General features: G+C 40.8%; 19 protein-coding genes. 8 read left to right on the top strand and 11 right to left on the bottom strand.

Going from position 1 to position 16,584, the window contains the following annotated elements; translation table 11 throughout:
• The first annotated feature begins 17 nt into the window (after positions 1–17).
• Positions 18–1,091 carry an FUSC family protein gene (locus AFK25_RS01950; RefSeq protein WP_009360863.1) on the top strand — a complete coding sequence of 358 codons (1,074 nt, stop codon included), beginning with the start codon at positions 18–20 and terminating at the stop codon, positions 1,089–1,091.
• A gap of 31 nt (positions 1,092–1,122) precedes the next feature.
• Here the strand turns inward: AFK25_RS01950 and nikC are convergent, their stop codons facing one another.
• From nikC to AFK25_RS01915, 7 genes are all read right to left on the bottom strand, one after another.
• Complete coding sequence (gene nikC / locus AFK25_RS01945; protein WP_009360862.1) at positions 1,123–2,016, bottom strand: nickel transporter permease; 894 nt, start codon at positions 2,014–2,016, stop codon at positions 1,123–1,125.
• Positions 2,017–2,031: 15 nt separating this feature from the next.
• Positions 2,032–3,036: an ABC transporter permease gene (locus tag AFK25_RS01940; RefSeq protein ID WP_009360861.1), complete on the bottom strand. Its 1,005-nt coding sequence runs from the start codon at positions 3,034–3,036 to the stop codon at positions 2,032–2,034.
• 65 nt (positions 3,037–3,101) lie between these two features.
• A complete protein-coding gene (locus AFK25_RS01935) occupies positions 3,102–4,706 on the bottom strand; it encodes an ABC transporter substrate-binding protein (protein ID WP_019418554.1) in 1,605 nt (534 codons plus the stop codon).
• Positions 4,707–4,754: 48 nt separating this feature from the next.
• Complete coding sequence (locus tag AFK25_RS01930) at positions 4,755–5,723, bottom strand: ABC transporter ATP-binding protein (RefSeq protein ID WP_021095763.1); 969 nt, start codon at positions 5,721–5,723, stop codon at positions 4,755–4,757.
• Positions 5,698–6,711, bottom strand: a complete 1,014-nt coding sequence (locus tag AFK25_RS01925; protein ID WP_009360858.1) for an ABC transporter ATP-binding protein — start codon at positions 6,709–6,711, stop codon at positions 5,698–5,700. Before AFK25_RS01925 ends, AFK25_RS01930 begins: the two co-directional genes overlap by 26 nt.
• Before the next feature lie 193 nt (positions 6,712–6,904).
• Positions 6,905–7,435 (bottom strand): nucleoside tri-diphosphate phosphatase, encoded by a 531-nt coding sequence (gene ntdP / locus AFK25_RS01920; protein WP_009360857.1) that lies wholly within the window; start codon positions 7,433–7,435, stop codon positions 6,905–6,907.
• A gap of 99 nt (positions 7,436–7,534) precedes the next feature.
• The gene (locus AFK25_RS01915) at positions 7,535–7,687 is read right to left on the bottom strand and encodes a gamma-type small acid-soluble spore protein (protein WP_009360856.1); all 153 of its coding nucleotides are present in this window, start codon (positions 7,685–7,687) and stop codon (positions 7,535–7,537) included.
• A 100-nt stretch (positions 7,688–7,787) separates the two neighbouring features.
• On the opposite strand from AFK25_RS01915, the gene AFK25_RS01910 reads away from it, so the two are divergent.
• Positions 7,788–8,012 carry a hypothetical protein gene (locus AFK25_RS01910; RefSeq protein WP_009360855.1) on the top strand — a complete coding sequence of 75 codons (225 nt, stop codon included), beginning with the start codon at positions 7,788–7,790 and terminating at the stop codon, positions 8,010–8,012.
• A gap of 12 nt (positions 8,013–8,024) precedes the next feature.
• Here AFK25_RS01910 and mutY read toward each other — a convergent pair whose 3' ends face one another.
• Complete coding sequence (gene mutY, locus AFK25_RS01905; protein ID WP_035063992.1) at positions 8,025–9,113, bottom strand: A/G-specific adenine glycosylase; 1,089 nt, start codon at positions 9,111–9,113, stop codon at positions 8,025–8,027.
• Positions 9,114–9,169: 56 nt separating this feature from the next.
• On the opposite strand from mutY, the gene AFK25_RS01900 reads away from it, so the two are divergent.
• The 3 genes from AFK25_RS01900 to AFK25_RS14685 all read left to right on the top strand — a co-directional run bounded on the left by AFK25_RS01900 (position 9,170) and on the right by AFK25_RS14685 (position 10,572).
• The gene (locus AFK25_RS01900; RefSeq protein WP_035063989.1) at positions 9,170–10,147 is read left to right on the top strand and encodes a metal-dependent hydrolase; all 978 of its coding nucleotides are present in this window, start codon (positions 9,170–9,172) and stop codon (positions 10,145–10,147) included.
• Between the two features lie 91 nt (positions 10,148–10,238).
• The gene (locus tag AFK25_RS01895) at positions 10,239–10,406 is read left to right on the top strand and encodes a small, acid-soluble spore protein K (RefSeq protein WP_019418561.1); all 168 of its coding nucleotides are present in this window, start codon (positions 10,239–10,241) and stop codon (positions 10,404–10,406) included.
• A 1-nt stretch (position 10,407) separates the two neighbouring features.
• Positions 10,408–10,572, top strand: a complete 165-nt coding sequence (locus AFK25_RS14685) for a YpzG family protein (RefSeq protein WP_006322047.1) — start codon at positions 10,408–10,410, stop codon at positions 10,570–10,572.
• A gap of 24 nt (positions 10,573–10,596) precedes the next feature.
• Here the strand turns inward: AFK25_RS14685 and AFK25_RS01890 are convergent, their stop codons facing one another.
• Complete coding sequence (locus AFK25_RS01890) at positions 10,597–10,917, bottom strand: YfhH family protein (RefSeq protein WP_035063987.1); 321 nt, start codon at positions 10,915–10,917, stop codon at positions 10,597–10,599.
• A 53-nt stretch (positions 10,918–10,970) separates the two neighbouring features.
• Positions 10,971–12,617 (bottom strand): L-lactate permease, encoded by a 1,647-nt coding sequence (locus AFK25_RS01885; RefSeq protein WP_049720848.1) that lies wholly within the window; start codon positions 12,615–12,617, stop codon positions 10,971–10,973.
• A gap of 158 nt (positions 12,618–12,775) precedes the next feature.
• On the opposite strand from AFK25_RS01885, the gene AFK25_RS01880 reads away from it, so the two are divergent.
• Positions 12,776–13,444 carry an SDR family NAD(P)-dependent oxidoreductase gene (locus tag AFK25_RS01880; RefSeq protein ID WP_026011852.1) on the top strand — a complete coding sequence of 223 codons (669 nt, stop codon included), beginning with the start codon at positions 12,776–12,778 and terminating at the stop codon, positions 13,442–13,444.
• A gap of 6 nt (positions 13,445–13,450) precedes the next feature.
• Here AFK25_RS01880 and recX read toward each other — a convergent pair whose 3' ends face one another.
• The gene (gene recX / locus AFK25_RS01875) at positions 13,451–14,251 is read right to left on the bottom strand and encodes a recombination regulator RecX (RefSeq protein ID WP_035063984.1); all 801 of its coding nucleotides are present in this window, start codon (positions 14,249–14,251) and stop codon (positions 13,451–13,453) included.
• A 68-nt stretch (positions 14,252–14,319) separates the two neighbouring features.
• On the opposite strand from recX, the gene AFK25_RS01870 reads away from it, so the two are divergent.
• Both AFK25_RS01870 and AFK25_RS01865 read left to right on the top strand, forming a co-directional pair.
• The gene (locus tag AFK25_RS01870; RefSeq protein ID WP_035063982.1) at positions 14,320–15,228 is read left to right on the top strand and encodes a TIGR01777 family oxidoreductase; all 909 of its coding nucleotides are present in this window, start codon (positions 14,320–14,322) and stop codon (positions 15,226–15,228) included.
• A 41-nt stretch (positions 15,229–15,269) separates the two neighbouring features.
• On the top strand, positions 15,270–16,397 hold the full coding sequence (locus tag AFK25_RS01865) for an amidohydrolase (RefSeq protein WP_035063980.1): 1,128 nt from the start codon (positions 15,270–15,272) through the stop codon (positions 16,395–16,397).
• Positions 16,398–16,584 lie beyond the last annotated feature (187 nt).

Genomic DNA, 16,584 nt, shown 5'->3' with positions numbered 1-16,584 from the left:
AAGGAATTTGAGCGACGATGAGACTTGGAGCCCGCGTCTTTAAAACCGGGATTGCGATTACATTTGCATTAGTTTTAGCGAAACTGTTGCAGTTGCCTTCTCCTGTGTTTGCTGGTATTTCAGCTGTATTTGCGATGCAGCCAACGATTTACCGTTCATATTTATCTTTAATTGAACAAGTGCAAGCAAATGTCATTGGTGCGGTTTTCGCGATCGTTTTTACGCTTGTTTTCGGACACGATCCATTTATTATTGGACTAACCGCTATTTTAGTCATTGCGTTATTTCTTCGTCTTCGTTTAGAATCTTCTATTTCTGTTGCGCTTGTGACAGTTATTGCAATTATGGAATATACCGAAGAACACTTTATTGAATTTGCGCTTATTCGCTTTTCAACAATTATGTTAGGCGTGTTTGCAGCATTTATCGTTAATTTAGTATTTCTTCCGCCAAAGTATGAAAAGAAGCTATACACGAAAATTGTGGAATATACCGAACATATTTTGAAATGGATTCGCATGAATGTACGACATGCATCTGAACATCATTTATTAAAAGAAGACATCGAAAAATTTAAAGAAAACATGATGAAACTAGACCAACTTTATTTGCTTTACAAAGAAGAACGGACATATTTTCGCAAGCATAAATATAGCAAATCACGTAAACTTGTGTTATATCGCCAAATGATTGTCGCAACAAATCGGGCGCTAGAAACGTTAAAATTGTTGCATCGTTTAGAAAACGAGCTAGCACATACATCTGCTGAACTTCAAGACGCCATAAAAAACGAACTCGACTGTTTGTTAAATTATCACGATCAAATATTGCTAAAGTTCATTGGGAAGGTAAAGTCTGATCCACAATCACAATTCGTTACAGAAGCGTGCTCTGGAAAAAAAGGATTAATCCACTCGTTTTTAAACCATTATGCTCAACAAAGCATTAAGCAAGAAAATTATCAACTGTTCCCACTTATCGGAGCGATTATTGAGTATAGCCATCAACTTGAACATTTAGACACGCTGATCGAAAGCTTCCATCATTACCATAAAGAAGAGCACGTCGTCCCTACCCCAGAGCAAGAATAAAAGATGTCCCGACATACCAACGGGACATCTTTTAGCTTTTCATACGCGGATCAAGCGCATCGCGCAATCCATCCCCCATTAAGTTAAATCCTAATACTGTTAACATGATTGCCAATCCCGGAAAAATCATCGTCCATGGTGCTTGCGTTAAATATGCTTTTGAATCCGCTAGCATTTTCCCCCATTCCGGGTTTGGTGGCTGTGCTCCTAACCCAAGAAATCCGAGTGCTGCCGCTTCAATAATAGCCGTTGCAATCGCAAGCGTGCCTTGAACAATAATAGGCGCCATACTATTCGGCAAAATGTGGTGGAATAAAATGCGCGCATCACTCATGCCAATTGCTTTCGCCGCTGTAATATACTCTTCCTGTTTAATGCTTAATACACGCGAACGAATGAGACGCCCGAAGTTCGGAATGTTAATGACCGCGATCGCAATGAGCGCATTTTTCAACGACGGTCCTAAAACCGCTACAATGCCAATCGCTAATAAAATGCTCGGAAATGCGAGCATAATGTCAAATATGCGTGAAATCACCGCATCAATCCATCGTCCATAGTATCCTGCGACAATCCCAAGCAAAGAGCCGATGACAACCGAACCTAACACAGAAAAAAATCCGACCCATAACGAAATGCGTGCTCCATAAACGACACGGGAAAAAATGTCTCGTCCAAAATCATCTGTTCCAAATATATGATCTTTCGATGGTGCTTGCAAACGCATGGATAGTTGTTGGTCGTTCATATCGTACGGAGCAATAAACGGTGCGAAAATGGCAAGCAAAATGAAAAATAGCACAATGCCACTTCCGATGAGTGCCATTTTATTTTTTCGAAAACGAATCCATCCTTCTTTCCATAACGATGTTGCTTTTTCTTCTTGTTGTACAACATTTCCCTCGTTTCGTGCCAGCTCAGCCAATGCGCTCCCCTCCTTTTAGTTATATTTAATTCGCGGATCAATTGCAGCATATAGAAGGTCAACAATTAAATTAATAAAAATAAAAATCATCGCAACAATTAAAATGCCTGATTGAATGACGGGATAATCGCGATAGCCAATCGCTTCATAAATGTACCGACCAATTCCCGGCCAACTGAAAATCGTTTCCGTTAAAATCGCCCCGCCAAGTAACAACCCCATTTGTAAACCGATGACTGTCAATACAGGAATGATCGCATTTTTTAACGAATGCTTGTACACAACCCAAAACATGCTTAATCCTTTCGCACGTGCCGTACGAATATAATCCGACTTCATCACTTCAAGCATGCTTGAACGAGTCATACGAGCAATAATAGCCATTGGAATTGTCGCTAAAGCGACACTCGGAAGCACTAAGTGTTGCAATGTTTGAAAAAACTGATCTGTATTTCCTTGAATCAACGTATCAATGACATATAAATGGGTAATCGGTTCAATTGGATTTCGTACATCTTCTCGTCCAGATGTCGGGAACCAATCTAAGTTAATCGCAAAAATCCATTGCTCCATCAACCCGAGCCAAAAAATAGGCATCGAAACCCCGATCAACGCTAAAACCATCGCAACATAATCAAACCAAGAGTTTTGAAACCATGCGCTAATAATACCTGCATTGACACCAATCACCACAGCAATGAACATCGCTGCAAGCGACAGTTCTAATGTCGCCGCTAAATACGGCCAAATTTCTTGTGAAACCGCAACCCCCGTGCGAATGGATTCCCCTAAATCCCCTTTTAATAATCCGCCAAGATATTTCATGTATTGAATGTACCACGGTTGGTCTAATCCGAGTTTATGCGTTAACGCCTCTACCGCTTCTTTCGTCGCCTTTTGTCCTAAAATGACTTGCGCAGGATTTCCCGGAATGGCACGAATCATAAAAAATACGACGAGCGACATGCCAAGCAAAACAGGAATGACCGTTAAAATGCGTTTGACTGTATATGAAAACATACGTTTCACTCCTTTCTGACATGATGGAAAGGGAGAGGATTCCCTCCCCTCCCTCAACACAAATGTTATTTAAACTGTACTTTTGTAAATTTATCCGTTCCAGTCGGATGCGGATTAAATCCATCAATGTTTGCCTTACCTGCTAATAACGGTGTTGAGTGTACGAGCGGAATCCATGGTGCGTCTTCTTTAATAATTTCTTGTGCTTTTTTGTACAATTCGTTTCGTTTGTTTTCATCGCTAACTGTTTGTGCTTCGATTAAAATGTTGTGTAACTCATCGTTTGCATAGTACGTGTAGTTGTTGCTGCCAATGCTATCTTTATCAAGCAACGCATATAAGAAGTTGTCTGCATCACCGTTATCGCCCGTCCAACCGAGCAAGAAGGCGTCTGCTTCTCCTTTTGCCACTTTATCTAAGTATGTCGCCCATTCATACGTAACGATTTTTGCTTTTACGCCAATTTTTGCGAAGCTTGCTTGTAACGCTTCGGCTACTTTTTGTCCATCTGGCATGTATGGACGTGGAACAGGCATCGCCCATAATTCCATTTCAAAGCCGTTTGGATAACCAGCTTCTGCAAGTAATTGTTTTGCTTTTTCTAAATCATACGGATAGTCTTGAATCGCGTCGTTGTAGCCAGGAATGCTTGGCGGTAATGGGTTTTTCGCCGGTTGTGCTTGACCTGCATAAAACGCATCAATAATCGCTTGTTTATCTACCGCATGATTCAACGCTTGACGAACGAGTTTATTGCCTAATGGACCGCGTGTAACAGTTAATCCGACATAACCGACGTTCATCGAAGGACGTTTAAACACTTGGAAATCTTTATTTCCTTCTACTTGAGCTAAATCAGAAGGATTCAAATCTTCCATAATATCAATCTCGCCTTTTAACAACGCATTGAGGCGTGCAGAGTTGTCTGGAATCGATACGAAAATTAACTTATCAAGTTTTGGATGACCTTCTAACCAATATTCCTTATTTTTCTCAAGCACGATGCGTTCATTGCGCTTCCACTCTTTAAAGACAAATGGACCTGTTCCAACAGGATTTTCACCGAATTTGTCGCCATATTTTTTAATTGCTTCAGGGCTAGCGATCGCAAACGGTACCATCGCAAGATTTTTTAAGAATGGCGCTTGCGGACGTTTTAAAACGAACTGCACCGTATGTTCATCTAACGCTTTTACTTCTTTAATGACATGCCCTTCATCATTTTTGTATCCACCAAACATTGAGCCATAATAAGGGAACGTATCTGCATTCCCATTTGCCCAACGTTCAAAGTTAAATACAACAGCTTCTGCGTTAAAATCTGTTCCGTCATGGAATTTTACACCTTCACGAAGCTTGAACGTGTACGTTAAGCCATCGTCAGAAATCGTCCATTCTTTCGCTAATGCTGGTTGAATCGTTGTATCACCATCGTTATAGTCTAGAAGTGTGTCAAAAATGTTTTTTGTTACTTTAAACGATTCACCATCTGTCACTGTTGCTGGGTCTAACCCAACAGAGTCACCGCCGCGTCCATAGACGAGCGTCGTTTGCTTTTCAGCTTCTTCCGTTTTGCCTCCACCTGTTTGTTCCGACTTGCCGCAACCTGCAAGTGCAGTCGCTGCTACAAGAAGAAACATAAGCATGGTTAATAACCATTTTTTCTTCATTTCTTTTCCCCCTTAGTGAATAATATATATTTCATCACCTAGCCATCTTTATGTATAAAGATGGCAGGCGACGTAATGCCCATTTCCAACTTCTTTCCATTCTGGTTTTGTCGTTTTACAAATATCCATACATGCTTGACATCGTGTATGAAAAGCGCAACCCGTTGGTGGATTTGATGGACTCGGTAAATCCCCGGTAAGCAGTTGCTTTTCTTTTTTATATTCCGGATCTGGAATCGGAACAGCTTCAAGCAACGCTTTTGTGTACGGATGTTTCGGATGGCGATATAGCTCTTCGCTGCTAGCGAGTTCAACCATTCGTCCTAAATACATGACGCCAACACGATCGCTAATATGACGCACGACACCAAGGTCGTGAGCGATAAAAATATATGTCAAACCAAACTCTTTTTGTAAATCTTCTAGTAAGTTAAGCACTTGTGCCTGAATGGACACATCTAGTGCTGAAACGGGCTCATCCGCGATAATGAGCTTCGGTTTCGTCATCAATGCGCGAGCGATACCGATACGTTGCCGTTGTCCTCCGCTAAATTGATGCGGATAACGTTTCGCATGATAGCTACTTAATCCAACAACTTCTAACATCTCCCGCACCTTTTTTCGTCGCTCTTCCTTTGACCCAATTCCATGGACGATCAGCGGTTCTTCTAAAATTTTTTCTACTGTATGGCGCGGATTAAGCGATGCAAACGGGTCTTGAAAAATCATTTGCATATCGCGACGCACTTTTCTTAATTGTTGGGGCGATAGTTTTGTCACTTCTTCCTTTTCAAATAAAATAGATCCTTCCGTTGGCTCAATAAGCCGCATAAGCATACGCCCCGTCGTCGATTTTCCGCAGCCGCTCTCCCCGACAATGCCTAGCGTTTCTCCTCTGTAAACAACGAACGATAAATCATCGACCGCTTTCACTTGACCAATTTGTTTATTAAATAAACCTGCCGTAATCGGAAAATATTTTTTTAACCCTTTAACTTGTAGTAACGGTTCGTTCATGGATGACGTTTTCCTCCTTTGTATACAAAAAACAACGCGCGCGATGGCCTTGTTCTACTTCGTATAAATCAGGATTTTGGGAAAAGCACCGCTCAAATGCTTGCTCGCATCTTGCCGCAAAACGACAACCTTGTTTAATCGAGCCCGGCTTCGGTACGCTTCCTGGAATAGAATATAAACGTGCTTTTCTTTCCCGAATATCTGGAACAGAACGAATAAGTCCAATCGTATATGGATGTTTTGGATTTCGAAAAATCGTTTGAACATCCCCTTCTTCAATGATTTTTCCCGCATACATAACAACGACGCGATGACACATTTCAGCCACGACTCCTAAATCGTGTGTGATCATCATAATCGCTGTGCCGAATTGTTCGTTTAACTGTTTCATCAAATGTAAAATTTGTGCCTGAATCGTCACGTCTAAAGCAGTCGTTGGCTCGTCTGCAATTAATAAAGATGGATTGCACACCATCGCCATCGCAATCATCACGCGCTGCCGCATGCCTCCTGATAGCTGATGCGGATATTCATCAATGATCTCCTCAGCACGAGGCAAACCGACAAGTTTAAGCATATCAATGGCTCGCTTTCGCGCTTCTAATTTGCTTATTTTTTCATGAATACGAATCGCTTCAATCATTTGGTTACCGATCGTAAAAAGCGGATTTAACGACGTCATCGGCTCTTGGAAAATCATCGCTATTTCATTCCCTCGTATTTCTTTCATCCGTTTTTCCGATGCTAGCACAATATTTTCATGTTTAAACCATATTTCTCCATCTGTAATTTTTCCGATTCCTTTTGGCAACAATCCCATAATAGAGAGCGATGTAACACTTTTTCCACAGCCCGATTCACCGACAACGCCTAAAATTTCGCCTTTATTTATGTAAAAGTCTACGCCATCAACCGCAGGAACTTCCCCTTCGTCTGTGAAAAAGCATGTTTTTAAGCTTTTTACTCGTAAAATCGCTTCATCTCCCACGGAAGCCACTCCTTCTATATACAGAAAATTTATATTTTTAAAATAACTTTTTATGTTACGTTTCAAATTATTACACGAATATTAAAAAAATACAATACAAAAATTCAAAAAATTTAATCATTGTTTATAAAAAATAAAAAACAACGGCCATTAGTAAGTAACCGTTGTTTTTTTGTTCATGTATGTATCATTTTCACTTTCTACACATAATAAACTTTTTATACCAATGTTCAACTACTTCAGGGGCAAACGGTCCCTTTTTCTCTTTAATCCATTGAATTAATTTTTGAACATTATTTTTTAAAACTTTATCAATAATTTCAGGGTAGTTCATTTGTTCGCGATGGCGCTCATATTCATCGCGATCTAATATGTCGTATTGACCGTTCGGAAATACTTTAATATCTAAGTCATAATCGATATATTTTAGCGCTTCTCCATCCCAAACGTAAGGCGAGCTAATGTTGCAATAGTAATACACCCCTTCAGCACGAATCATCGCAATAATGTTAAACCAATGTTTTGCATAAAAAAAACAAATGGCCGGCTCACGCGTCACCCACGTTCTCCCATCCGCTTCCGTCACAAGTGTACGATCGTTGCCGCCAATCACTTCTTCTTCGCTTCCTTTTAACACAACGGTTTCTTTCCATGCACGGTGGATATGGCCGTCATGTTTATAACTATGAATTTGAATGATCGCCCCTGTTTGTGGATATTCCATACACATTCCCTACTTTCATTCGACGCTTTTTCCTCTATTATACCGTTAATAAGCAATGAAGAAAAAGAGCATCGGACGAAAACCGATGCCCTTTGCCCGCTATTGATTTTTCTTTGCTTCTGCTTTCGCGTTTTGTTGTTTCACATGTTGAACATCTGTTTCAGTTGAAAACTCTGTTCCGTACTGACCAGCATTTTGCTGTTTCACATGTTGAATGTTTGTTCCTGCAATCGTTTTGTTTGGCTTCATCATTCTCACCCCCACGCTCATTACTTTGTACCGTCTATTTAAAAAATATCCGTATGAATAATTTTTTGTTTCACTTTCTACACTACATAAAGAGGTGAAAACGATGTATATTGGACGCGATTTAACGGCCTTACAAATGATTCCTAAACAGCAGTGGAAAGATAGCGAGTTAGCGTTTTTTCATCATGCTCTTCAACAAGTCACTCCGTATTTAAACGTTGAGGGACAAACAATGCATCGTGAAATTGTGGAAGAAATTGAAGCAAGAGGCGGTTTACAGCGAAACGAAGCGACATATACGAATGGAACGCGCGTATTTTACGAGTAAAGGCGTTTGCCTTTACTCGTACGCTTGCCATATTTTTTGATATATAACTGGGAATGCATATTGCTTAAGCTCATCGATCGTCACCCATTTATTCGTTTCATCTCCCATTTGTAATTCCAGCGCGTTCCCTTTATATGCTTCAATATGCCATACAACATGGGAAAAAACGTGCTCAAATGAACCGATTCGCTCTAGCGAACGAATGACGACATGATATCGTTCACTTATTTCTTTTACAAATGCTTCATCGTTTCGTGTTGGAGCATGTTCATCATTTGGGAATTGCCATAAATTTGCCAACAATCCACGAGGCGGGCGTTTTTGAATGAGTATATTTCCCTTTTCATTCATAAGCACAATGGCACGAAAAGAAACACGTTTCGGTGCTTTCCCTTTTGTTTTTACAGGTAGCTCAGTTTCTATCCCTTCTGCAAACGCCCGACAATGACGCTGAACAGGACATAGAAAGCAACTCGGATTTTTCGGCGTGCAAACGAGCGCACCAAGTTCCATTAACGCTTGATTAAAATCAGACGGATTGTCGTGTGAAATAATTTTGGAAACAATGTTTTCAAACTTTTTTCGTGTACTTCCTTTCGCAATATCATCTGTTATATAAAAAATACGCGACAATACTCGCATAACATTTCCATCTACCGCAGGTTCAGGAATGCCGTAAGCGATGCTTAACACCGCTCCTGTCGTATACGGCCCAACACCTTTTAATGAAGAAAACTGCTCTTTGGACGCGGGTACACATCCTCCGTACTTTTCTTTCACTTCTTTTACCGCTTCATGCAAATGACGAATACGCGAGTAATAGCCGAGCCCTTCCCACGCCTTTAACACTTCTTCTTCTTCCGCCTCAGCTAACGCGTCTAAAGTCGGGAACTTTTCGATAAACTGATAAAAGTAAGGGATGACTGTATCGACTCGCGTTTGTTGAAGCATCACTTCAGATACCCATATTTTGTAAGGATCTTTATCTTTTCGCCAAGGCAAATCACGTTGCTCTGTTTGAAACCAATGAATTAAATCATGTTGAAACTGCTCAATATGAAAATGAGCCAATATTTGTTGTACATTTTCTTTCACGTTCATTCCTCCAAGGTGGTAAACTAAAAGTAAGTTCAGTCGGAAAAAAGGAGGCCTTTTATTTGGATACAGGTACACACGTTTTAATGGGGTTTGCATTAGGTGGATTAGCTACATTGGATCCAACGATCGCTAACGATCCAACGCTCGCGCATGCCGTGCTTATCGGCACGCTCGTCGGCTCACAAGCACCTGATATTGACACCGTGTTTAAACTAAAAAATAACGCGAAATATATTCGCAATCATCGTGGCATGACGCATTCGATCCCCGCTTTGTTCATTTGGACGTTGCTCATTAGTGTCACTCTCTTTTATATATATGACACGTCTTTTTTTCATGTAGCCCTTTGGACATTTATCGCCGTCAGTGTACACGTGTTTGTCGATATTTTCAATTCATATGGCACGCAAGCGTTGCGTCCTTTTTCAAAAAAATGGGTTGCGCTCGGTATCATTAACACGTTCGATCCGTTTATTTTTATTGTTCACTTAGCTGGCGTTGTCTTATGGTTGAACGGACAACATGCGGGGTATACGTTTCTAGCTGTATATGTCGTGCTCATTGGTTACTATATCATTCGTTTTCGTCAACAACAAGCAATAAAACGCAAGTTGAAACAAATGTTTCCGGATGTTGAACAAGTCATTACCGTTCCGACAATAAAATGGAACGAATGGCATTTAGCTGTGACGACATCAAACCATTTTTACGTTGCGCGCGCGCAAAATGGGACAATTACTGTACTTGACATATTCGAAAAATGTCCGATTCCAGACATCCCAATCATTGAAAAAGCAAGACAAGATGAAAATTTAGCTGCATTTTTATCTTTTTCCCCCGTATATCGTTGGGAAATTCATGAATATAACGATCATTATGAAGTGCGTTTCATCGACTTGCGTTACCGAAGCAAAAATTATTATCCGTTTGTAGCCGTCGTCCAACTCGATCTCGACCTAAACATTGTTAGCTCATATACAGGATGGATTTTTAGCGAAAAGAAATTGCGCAAAAAATTAGAACTTATTCCAAGCTAAAGCAACCATGCTCGTTCATAAATAGACGTTTATTAACGAATACTATACGTGTGCTCAAAAAGCACGAAATGAACGGCTGGGGGGACTAACATTGAGCAATAAAGAACGAGGCTTTCCGAATCAAAACAATGAAAAATTAGAAGGCGAGCCACGCGCAAAAGCAGAGTACGCATCAAAACGTGCAAACGGCACGATTAATACGCACCCTCAAGAACGAATGCACGCGTCCAATAAACGAGGCGATATCGAGGAGGAATAAAATGGGTAAACATTGGCGTAAAAAATTTTATGATAACCGCTATTCTGATCCGTTCCCGCAACCATGGGCAAACCCGAAACACGCCCACGCTCAAGTAAATGGCGAAACACAACAATCACAAAGTTTAATGATTTTACATTCCGAAGTAAGTAAAAGGAAAATTTAATGGAAAAAGAGGTTGACGGACGTGTCAACCTCTTTTCTTTAGCAATGAAATGGGCAACGCCACTTCGGTGTGCGGATCATTTAAACGATATCCCCATGCGAATACGCCGTTTATATATTGAAGTTTAAATAACGACTGCGGATCTCCTTCAATTTCGTAAAATTCCCCAGGTTGAAAGTCATCGGGATTTAATAAGTATGCTTTAGCCATGGCAATTTTCCGCTCATATACCGCGTATTCGTTCACCATTCCCATTTGTTCTGCTTTTCGTGCTTTTTCAGTTAATGTGGCGATCTCTTGTTTTAATTCCCATTCGTTCATTTCACTATATCGTTTTTGATCCATTCTCCCCACTCCACTTTATGACAACTTCATTTTCATCGTATCATAAAGTGAAGCTAAAATACATAGATCAAGAGGAGGCTAAATATTCCAGTCATCAATACGTAATAAAGCATTGGAATGAGTGTCATACGAATGATCGTTCCTTCTTTCCCGGCAAGACCAACAACGGAAGCTGCCGCAACAACGTTTAATACACAAACCATGTTGCCCGCATTCGCCCCTAACATTTGTCCAGCGATGACGATATGATGCGGCACTTGAATTTGATCAGCAATGCTAAATTGGAATAAAGAAAACATCATATTACTAAACGTGGCACTACCGGAAATAAACGAACCGAGCGAACCGATCAAAGGAGCAACGAGCGGCCAAGCAGCCCCCACTCCCCCTGCGACGAGCGATGCTAACTCAATTGGCATACTAGCAAGCCCTGCATCGTTTACACTAGAGTTAATAAAAATGCGCACCATCGGCACAGCTGTTCCGAGCGCAATGGCACTACCGATCAACGTATATGCGGACTCTTTCATCGTCGCCACGACATCTTCCCGTTTCATTTTATGCATAAAAACGGTGATGAGAATGACGACAAGGAAAATCGTCCCTGGCAAATATAACGGTTCAATTGATGTGCTAATGTTCGTTCCTAAAATGTTGTTAAACTGTATTTTCACAGAACGTAACCATGCTTTTAACGGCAAGTTTTGTAACCTTGTCAACACTAAAATAAGCGCAACAAGAATATACGGCATCCATGCAAGTAAAAGAGGCATTTCACTTTTTTGTACGTTCGCCACATGTCGTACTTCATCTGTTTTCTTAAAATCCCATGGCTCTTTCGGTAATAAAAATCCTTTTTTCGCCGCTGGGACAACGATCGCTAAACCAATTAACCCACCGATCATGGACGGAAACTCTGGTCCGAGAAAAGAAGCAACGAGAAATGCTGGAAGTGTAAAGCTAAGCCCCGCAAATAAAGCAAACTTCCAAATTTCAAATCCTTCTTTCCACGAACGATTTTCTCCAAAAAAACGCGTTAAAATAAGCACTAAAATAAGCGGAATGAACGTACCGATTACAATGTCAAATGACACTGCTTGTTTTGCGAGCGTTTGAAGGAACGAAGATAAATCGGCTGTGCCGATCACTTGTTGCACTTGTTCAGCAACGGAATTTCCTTCACGAAGCCCTTGATCTACCCCGACAATAATCGGTGTTCCGACTGCACCGAACGAAACAGGACTACTATCTGCGACAAGGGCAACGACAACCGCAGCAAGTGGCGGAAACCCTAAAGCAACAAGAAGTGGAGCCCCGATGGCTGCGGGCGTTCCAAATCCTGCTGCCCCTTCAATAAATGCACCAAACAACCATGCGATAATAATGACTTGCACACGTCGGTCGCGCGTAATGCCTAAAAATCCGCTTCGAATCGTATCCATCGCTCCACTTTTCGTCAACGTATTTAACAACAAAATCGCACCGAAAATAATCCATAAAATTGAAATGGCTACAATTACCCCTTCAATCGTTGCAGCTGCCACTTGAATGCCGGGCATTTTCCAAACAAATAACGATAACATAACAGTAATAAGAAAACTAATCGGCATCGCTTTTGCCGCTGGTAAACGCAATAAAACGAGAAAAAGAAAGACAGCTAATACTGGTGTAGAAGCTGTAATCACTTGTAAAAAGCTCATATTGTTCCCCTTTCTTTGTTGTAATATAATGACATAAGACATTATACCATATGGTTGTGCATATATTCACAATTACATTTGACTACTTCTTGACAACTACTTAATGTATACGTTTTCCATATTGTTGTGAATATATGACGTGCGAAAGGATGAAAGTAATGGAAAGTATCATTATCACAGGGGCTGGAACGGGTCTCGGAAAAGAACTTGCCCTTTTATATGCACAACGAGGGTACGAAATCATTTTAGTCGGGAGAAGAAAGGAGCCACTACAATCTGTCCAACGACAAATTGAATCTTTTGGAGGGAAGGCAGTCGCTTTTTCGCTTGATATTACAAATAATGAACAAGTGCATAAAGCAGCGGAAATGCTTTGTCAGAAGCATAACGTAACGATGCTCATTAACAATGCAGGCGTCGGCTATTTCGGACCGCTTGAACAAATGACGGAACAACATATTCATGAAATGATCGACATTAACGTCAAAGGCACAATATATATGACAAAAGCGTTTCTTCCGTATTTTAAGACGTTGCCAGAAGCAAATATGATGAACATTATTTCGACAGCTGGGTTGCGTGGCAAAGTCAACGAAAGTGTGTACGTTGCAAGTAAATTCGCCGTACGCGGATTTAGCGAAAGTCTTGTGAAGGAGCTTGCAGAAACGAATGTTGCCGTCACCGCTGTATATATGGGTGGGATGAACACGCCGTTTTGGGACGATTGTAACCATATTCAAGATCGCTCTCGTCTTCGCTCCCCAAAACAAGTAGCCGAAACGATCGTAAATGAATATAAACGCCAACCAGAAATCATCGTTGAATAGGAGGAATTAATCCTCCTTTTTCTTTTCCAAAAATTTCTCAATTAACGAAATCGGAAACCCTTTTCGGTACAGTGCTTGTTTCATTTTTTGTTCGTACGTATAGCGGTCATATGTTCCATAGCGACGATGTGCTTTTTCTCCATGATATACGAGCGCTTCCCATTGTTCTTCATCGTTTAAAGTGATCTGTTGCTTTACCTTCTCAATGATATGAACAGGAAAACCTTTCATATGCAACAGTTGCGCTATATACGCTTTTTGTTCTTGATATGATCGTTTTTTTGATTGTTTATTTACTTTTTCAACCCACTTCATCGCTTTATCCTGTTGCATCTCTTCCGTATAACGCTCCATCGCTTTCGCAATCGTATCTTCACATATTCCTTTATCTATCAGTTCTTTATAAATGACATAAGGTCCTTTCATCGTCGTATTTACTTGCGTTTGCACGTACGCATGTGCAAATTGTTCATCGTCGATATATCGCTCATTTTGTAGCTTCCCCATTACTCGTTCAATCGCCCCACGATCTACCCCTTTTTTTTCTAAATAATCCGTAACTTCTTGTTTCGAACGCATACGGTAAGCTAAAAAACGAAGCGCCATCTTATATGCTTGTGTTTCGTCATCTTTTTTTATCATTTCCATCCATTGCTTTTCTGTTACTGTCATTCCTTTTTTCAGCCGATACTCAATCAATACGTCTTGATCCACAGAAACGAGTTGTTTCTCTCCATCTTCTTTGACAAGATGAACGTAAAAACGTTCAGCATTTTTCTTATCCACTTCAATTTTTTCAATTCGCATCGTTAAACACACCTTTTCTTTCTTTTTCTTTTTAAAAAACGCATAATATAAGGAAAGGAGGGAAAATAATGAATATTTTAATTGCTGGAGGAACCGGATTTGTCGGTAAAGCATTGACGACATATTTTACACAAAATGGCCATCATATGTATATATTAACGCGAAACGCTCAAAAGCGGGAGAGCGATCCGTATGTTCATTATGTACAATGGCTAACGGACGGTGTAAATCCTATCGAGCAATTACCTTCGATCGATATTGTCATTAATTTAGCTGGTGAATCGATTAATAGCGGACGATGGAACGAAGCGAGAAAACGAGCCATTGTAGAAAGTCGATTACAAGCAACAAACGCGATATATGACCTTATCACCAATATGAAACAAAAGCCGAGCGTTGTCATTCAAGCGAGCGCTATTGGCATTTATGGCACGTCGCTTGATCAGACGTTTACAGAGCGAAATGAAACGACAGGAACAGACTTTTTAGCTCAAACCGTCAAACGATGGGAAGAAGCTGGACGGCGCATGGAAGCGCTCGGCGTACGAACCGTGTTTATGCGTTTTGGCATTATTTTAGGAGGAGACGGTGGGGCCCTTCCTCGCATCGTTCTTCCTTACAAATGGTTCATTGGAGGAACGATTGGACAAGGTAATCAGTGGATGTCATGGGTTCATATGGACGATGTCATTGGCGCAATTGATTTTGCGATTCGACATAAAAACATATCGGGTCCGATTAACGTCACTGCTCCACATCCTGTAACGATGGAAAAGTTCGGGAAAGCAGTCGCAAACGTATTACAACGTCCACATTGGCTCCCAGTTCCATCCTTCGTTCTAAAAGTGTTGTTAGGGGAAATGAGCATACTTCTGCTAGAAGGACAGCGCGTAATCCCAGAAAAACTTCTTCAAGCAGGATATCATTTTTCATTTCCCACTATTGATCAAGCGCTAGCGAACATACTAAAATCGTGACGAATACACTATACGAAAAAGAAATAAAGGAGCTTCTTGGCATGAAAAGCATATTGCTTAAATATGGGATCGTATATCCAATCACTTCCCCTCCAATGAAGGGAGCAGATGTACGTATTGAGAATGGAAAAATCACAGATATTGGTTATAACCTTCCTGTTCATGACGGAACAGAAGTGATCGATGTATCAGGAAAATATGTTTTCCCTGGTTTCATTGATGTGCATACACATCTCGGTTTGTATGATGAAGGAACTGGATGGGCAGGTAACGATGCAAATGAAACAATTGAAACGATGACTCCTCATGTGCGTGCCATTGATAGCGTATATCCGCTCGATCCCGGCTTTCGAGATGCGATCGAACACGGCATTACGACGGTTCATATTATGCCTGGAAGCGCGAATGTCATCGGGGGAACGACGGCAGTCATTAAGACGTATGGGAAAAACGTCGAAAACATGATTATTAAACAGCCAGCTGGGTTAAAAATCGCACTCGGTGAAAATCCGAAGCGAATGCATAGTCAAGGGAATAAAGAGTCGCTCACGCGCATGGGCATTATGGGAATGCTTCGCGAAACGTTTTACAACGCAAAATATAGCGATTGGCCGCACGATTTTCGCACAATCCCGATCATTCAAGCATTAAATCGTGAAATTCCGATTCGTGTTCACGCCCATCGCGCCGATGATATTTTGTCCGCTATTCGCCTAGCGGATGAGTTTGGGCTTGATTTACGGATCGAACATTGTACAGAAGGACATTTAATCGCTGAGGAGCTACAAGGACGAAACTTGCAAGTTTCCGTCGGACCAACATTGACACGCCGATCCAAAGTAGAACTAAAAAATAAAAGTTGGAAAACGTACAAAATTTTATGTGACGCAGGTGTTCACGTCTCTATCACTACAGACCACCCGTACACGCCAATTCAATATTTACACATTTGTGCTGCAATTGCTGTTCGTGAAGGACTTGATGAACAAAAAGCGCTCGAAGGAATTACAATTTTACCAGCACGTAATTTAGGAGTAGACGACCGTGTCGGCAGTTTAGAGGTTGGAAAAGATGCCGATATTGTCGTTTGGAATTATCATCCGTTTCATTATATTGCAACCCCTATATTTACAATGATTAATGGGGAAATAATATACAAAAAAAATTAATAAAAAAACTATTTATTTTTTACACCGTTTCAAGTATGATATAAAAGGTTATATGCGAAATATACGTTCAAAACTATATATCGATGCGACAGTAAGGGAAGGCAAATGGTGCGCCACCAGCCATGCGCTGGTTCTAGTGGGTTCGATTCCCACCCCGAAATTTTTTGATTTGCATAAATTAAAAAAT

Origin of the sequence: Anoxybacillus gonensis (genome assembly GCF_001187595.1) — a bacterium.
Classification (GTDB): Bacteria; Bacillota; Bacilli; order Bacillales; family Anoxybacillaceae; genus Anoxybacillus; species Anoxybacillus gonensis.
The sequence above is the reverse complement of the archived record's forward strand: the minus strand, read 5'-3'. Positions and strand labels throughout refer to the sequence as shown.